This is a genomic window from Streptomyces sp. NPDC059037, assembly GCF_042740015.1.
In the GTDB taxonomy this organism is placed as follows: domain Bacteria; phylum Actinomycetota; class Actinomycetes; order Streptomycetales; family Streptomycetaceae; genus Streptomyces.
Genome location: NZ_JBHYIG010000449.1, coordinates 1 through 4,713, shown reverse-complemented (window position 1 = coordinate 4,713; position 4,713 = coordinate 1). Strand labels below are relative to the sequence as shown.

The window sequence follows — 4,713 nt, the reverse complement described above, 5'->3', positions numbered from 1 at the left end:
GGTCGGGGTGGGGGGGGGTGTGTGTTTTTTAATCCCCCCCGGGGGGGGGGGGGGGGGCCCCCCGGCCCCCCCCCCCCCCCCCGCCGCTGCAAGGAGTACCTGCGACGGCGGGAGGAGCGCGGTGGCGGCGGTTCCTGAGCCGGACCGCCACCGCTCGACGCCGGATCAGCGGCGGCTCCACCAGTCGAGGCGCATGCACAGCTTGCCGCCGAGCCAGTACTCGACCCAGTCGCCCAGCTCCAGCGGGGAACAGTTGGGCGGATGTGTCGGCGCGACCGGCTGCGTCGGCTGCGGGGCAGGCTCGGTGTCCTTGCGGCCGAAGAGCAGGGACCGGTAGGCCTTGGACGCCTTGGGGTTGTCCTCGCACTGCCACACGCCGTGCGGGCAGTAGTCGGTGACGGTGTTGTAGAGCGGTTTGTGCTTGTCCATCCAGACGAGCATTTTCCGCATGTATTCCTCGTTGTCGCCGTTGCGGAAAAGACCCCACTCGGGATACGAGATCGGCTTGTTGCGGGCGGCGGCGAATTCCACGTGCTCCTGCAGCCCGTACGGCTCACTCACCTGCTCGGCGAAGGACTGGCCCGCCGGCTGGTCGTAGGAGTCCATGCCGATGATGTCCACGACGTCGTCGCCGGGATAGCACTGCGTCCACGGAATGGCGTCGCGGCCCCGGCTCGGGGTGAAGTCGAACTTGAACTTCTGGCCCGGCACCGAACGCATCGAGGTGATGATGCGTTTCCAGTACTTCTTCCAGGATTCCGGGTCGGGACCGCATCGGTGGGTGTACGTGGTGCCGTTCATCTCCCAGCCGAGCACGATGACCGTGTCGGGCACCTTCAGCTTCACGAGGCGTTCGGCCAGCGTGCGGAAATGCTCGTCGAAATCGCCCGCTGCGCCCTTGCGGAGCTGTGATCGGACTTCCCAGTCACGGACGTTTTCCTCGTTGCGCTCCAGCATGGGGACATTGAGCACGAACAGCCGGTCGTCCTTCTCGCGCCGCCACTGCGCCCAGTCCTCCAGGAAGTTCGGAGCACCCTCGATATTGCTCCACACGTCACCCGGCAGATAGGTGTGGCCGACGCGCAGCTCCGCGCCGCCCAGCCAGGTGCTGAGCTCCGCCATCCGCTCTACGCCCTCGGGGCCGTAGTCGAGATAGGCGCCGAACGCCGGGCTCCGCTCCGCCGGGTCGGGCGGGGTGGGACTCGGCGGGACGGGCGGCGTGGGGGTGGCGGGAGTCGAGGTGGGCAGTGCGGGCGGGGACGGTGACGCGGGCGGTGTGGGCGGGGACGGTGCGGGCATCGTCGTCGGCAGTACGGGGCGGATGACCGGCGGATCGGGCTCCTGCCCGGCTCCCCACGCGTACCCCGGGCCGATCGCGAGCGCCGCCGACACGACGATTCCGGTGGCGATGAATACCGGCCGTTTCCTACTGGGCCGGTGTCTTTGCGGGTTCATGGCGGCTCCTCATGATGCTCCTCCGTCCACTGACACTCAGTCATATGTATGTCTATTGCGCCAATCGAGCCGCTAAGCCTTTGGGCGTGCCCATCGCCCGCATGGGGGATCGAATTGAGAGGATTTGGCGGTGCTGACTCTCGACACCCGGGTCCCCGCGGTTCTGCTGCGGATCGACCGGAACCCCTTTCATCACGGCACGCTCGGCGCTGTTCGGTCACTGGGCCGTGCGGGGGTGGAGGTGCACGTGGCCGCCGCCGATTCCGGGCGGAGCCCCGTCGGCAGATCCCGCTATCTGCATCAGACCCACGCTGCGCCGTCACCGGGCGCGTCGCTCGGGGAGATCTCCGCGGAATTGCGCCGTATTTCCCGGCGCGTTGCGCGCCCCGCCGTGCTCATTCCGATGGACGACGCGGGCGCCCTCGCCATCGGGCATCTGCAGCAGGAACTCGCCGATTTCTATCTCCTGCCCGACCAGGCGAGCGGAATCGCGGAGCGGGTCGCCGACAAGGCGACGCTGGCCGAGATGTGCGAGACCCTCGGCATTCCGCACCCGGTGACGCTCCTGCCCGAATCCACCGCTCAAACGGCCGTCGCCGTACGGCAGCTGGGGCTCCCCGTGGTGGCCAAGTGGAGCCGGCCGTGGCTCGTCCCCGGCGGGGCGGGGCTGCGCAGCACCGTCCTGGTGCGATCGGCGGAGGAGGCACAGGAGCTGTACCGGCGCAGCGAGGAGGCGGGCAGCCGGCTGCTGCTCCAGGCCTTCCTGCCGGACGGTCCAGGACGCGACTGGTTCGCGCACGGATACGTCGACCGGACGGGCGTCGTGCGCGGCGGCGGCTCGGGCCGCAAGCATCGCTCCTGGCCGCGGAGCGCGGGCCTGACGGCCGTGGGGCGGTGGACGCCGGACCCGGGCCTCAAGGCAGGCACGGAGCGGCTGATCGGCACGCTGGGCTACCGGGGCATCTTCGACCTCGACTTCCGGGTGGACTCCGCGACGGGCGAGCACTGCCTGCTCGACTTCAACCCGCGGCCCGGCGCCCAGTTCCGGCTCTTCGCCGACGGCGCCGACCTGGACGTCGTACGCGCCCTGCACCTGGACATGACGCACCGCCCGCTGCCGTCCGCCGCCGTCCTTCCGGGGCGCGCATTCGTGGTGGAGAACTACGCGCCGCTGACCGCGCTGCGGACCCTGCTGACGACCGGCCCCGCGGCCACCGCGACGCACCGCCGCGAGCTGGCCTGGCTCGCCCGCGACGACCTGGCGCCCGCGCTCGCCATGGGGGTGCTGTGGCGCCGCCACGTCACGCGGCACCTGCTCGACCGGCTGCGGCGGGCGGTACGCCGCAGCACGGAGCCGGCAGGCATCTGTGCCGAGGACACCCGGATCGACGACGCCCGGATCGACGACACCCGGATCAACGACACCCGGATCAACGAAGAGAGAGCGAGCAGCCGCTGACGTACGGCCTGTTGGTGTCGGGCAGGGCCCTACGGCCTGCAGGGAACCCGCGTCCGAGTGCTCGCCCGTTCCCAGACCACGACGTCGCCGCGGCTTCCGCCACCGGCGGCGTCGTCGAGCGGTGCCGTCGTCCTCCTGTACGGGAGGGGCCCGTACAGGTGATGCGGTCGGCGAACGGGTGAATCGGTTCTTCGGTGGCGGTGGTCAGGTGGTGGACTGTGCCTTCGTGGGACGGGCCAGGTTGTCCTCCGCCAGCCGTCGGCGTTTCCGCCGTGGGTGGGCAATACCCCTGACCGGGCCGGCCTTTCCCTCTCCCCTTCTGGCGGGGAAGAGACCTCAGGGCGTCTCTTCCCCGCCAGTCGGCATGTCCGGCCGCACTAACGGCGGGATGCCGCGCCTCCCCGGCGGTACAGGATTCCGCCGCCGATCATGAGCGCCGCGCTCCCCGCGGCAGCAGCTGCCAGCAGGTTCTCGTCGCTGCCGGTCGCCGCGAGCACGCCACGCACCTGCGGACCCGGCGCACCGCCGGGCGACAGCTCCGTGACGACCGGGGACGACGACGTGTGCCGCATCGCCCGGTCCTGGCCGTCCGTCTGTCCGGGCACGCGCGCGGTCCGCGGCAGGTGCGGCGTCTTCTGCTTCGGGATGGCCTTCGGAGAGGGTGCGAGCGCCGTGTCGGCGCAGTTGTTGACGGTGGCCCGGTTGAGGGCGCCGACCACGTCCCCGGTGTTGCCACAGGGGTCGACCGGAACCTCCAGGAGGGTCTGCACGATATTGCCGACCAGGCCGCCGGCCGACTTCTTGGCCTTGCCCTGGGCGGCTGTGGCCTTGGTGCCGGCCTTCGGCTCGGTCTTGTCGGGCCGCTCGCGCGGCGCCGTCGAATCCCCGGAGTCCGCACAGGAGTTGTCGGCGGCCGGGTTGGCGGCGCCGACCGCGTCCACGCTGTTGCCGCACGCGTTCACTGGTGCGTCCACGGGAGCCTGCACGCTGTTGCCCGACAAGATCCCGGGCGAATCCGACGCCGCGCCGTCCGCGTCCGCGGCGAACGCGGATGTACCGGACAGGGAGAGGATGCTGGTCGCTGCCGCGGCCGTGAGCATTCCCTTACTAATGGCCTGTCGCACTCTAGTTGTCTTCCTCTGAGCAGTGGAAAGCTGGCCTTGGAGTCGAGGTGACGGTCCAAGGCCGGCCATGAACAGCCTGGTGGCTGCGCTACATCACTTGTTGACGCAGGTGTTGCCGAACGCCGGGTTCAGCAGGGCGATCACGTTGACGGTGTTGCCGCACACGTTGACCGGGACGTGGGCCGGAACCTGGACGAGGTTGCCGGAGAGGACACCCCGGGAGCCGGCGGCGATGCCCTTGGCGCCGGCGTCGGCGAACGCCGGAGCCGCCATGCCCATCGCCATCACGACACCGGCGACGATCGTCGCGCTCTTCTTGTGCTTCACGGATCTTCCCTTCTCCGCGGTCATGCCCATATGGCAGTCGAAACCGAGCGGGCACATCTTTACGACCCGCGCCATGACCGGCAGTCTGCAAACGAGTTAAACGTGTGAAAGAAACCGTCGGATTTTCTCTGCCCGAGAAGTTCACCCGAATTACCGCAAGAGGGAAAGGGGTCGCCGGTCCTCTTCGGGAACGGCGAGGCCAACCACTGATCTCCCCCTCGGCATCGCCAGCGGGGCGCCCGGGGGGCCGCCGGCCCCCCGGGGGGGGCGGGGAGCCCCCCCGGGCCGGGGGGGGCCCCCCCCGGGGCGGGCCCCCCCCCCGCGGTGTTAGACAAAAGACCCGGCCCC

At 70.3% G+C, this 4,713-nt stretch carries 4 protein-coding genes; 1 reads left to right on the top strand and 3 read right to left on the bottom strand.

Annotation, left to right across the window (positions count from 1 at the left end):
• Positions 1-165: 165 nt before the first annotated feature.
• Complete coding sequence (locus ACFWY6_RS44315) at positions 166-1,455, bottom strand: glycoside hydrolase family 26 protein (RefSeq protein ID WP_384703262.1); 1,290 nt, start codon at positions 1,453-1,455, stop codon at positions 166-168.
• 130 nt (positions 1,456-1,585) lie between these two features.
• On the opposite strand from ACFWY6_RS44315, the gene ACFWY6_RS44310 reads away from it, so the two are divergent.
• The gene (locus ACFWY6_RS44310; protein ID WP_384703259.1) at positions 1,586-2,914 is read left to right on the top strand and encodes an ATP-grasp domain-containing protein; all 1,329 of its coding nucleotides are present in this window, start codon (positions 1,586-1,588) and stop codon (positions 2,912-2,914) included.
• 377 nt (positions 2,915-3,291) lie between these two features.
• On the opposite strand, the gene ACFWY6_RS44305 is transcribed toward ACFWY6_RS44310, so the two are convergent.
• Entirely contained in the window at positions 3,292-4,014 is a 723-nt protein-coding gene (locus ACFWY6_RS44305; RefSeq protein ID WP_384703256.1) for a chaplin, read from the bottom strand.
• Positions 4,015-4,131: 117 nt separating this feature from the next.
• Positions 4,132-4,389: a chaplin gene (locus ACFWY6_RS44300; protein ID WP_384703264.1), complete on the bottom strand. Its 258-nt coding sequence runs from the start codon at positions 4,387-4,389 to the stop codon at positions 4,132-4,134.
• Positions 4,390-4,713: the final 324 nt, after the last annotated feature.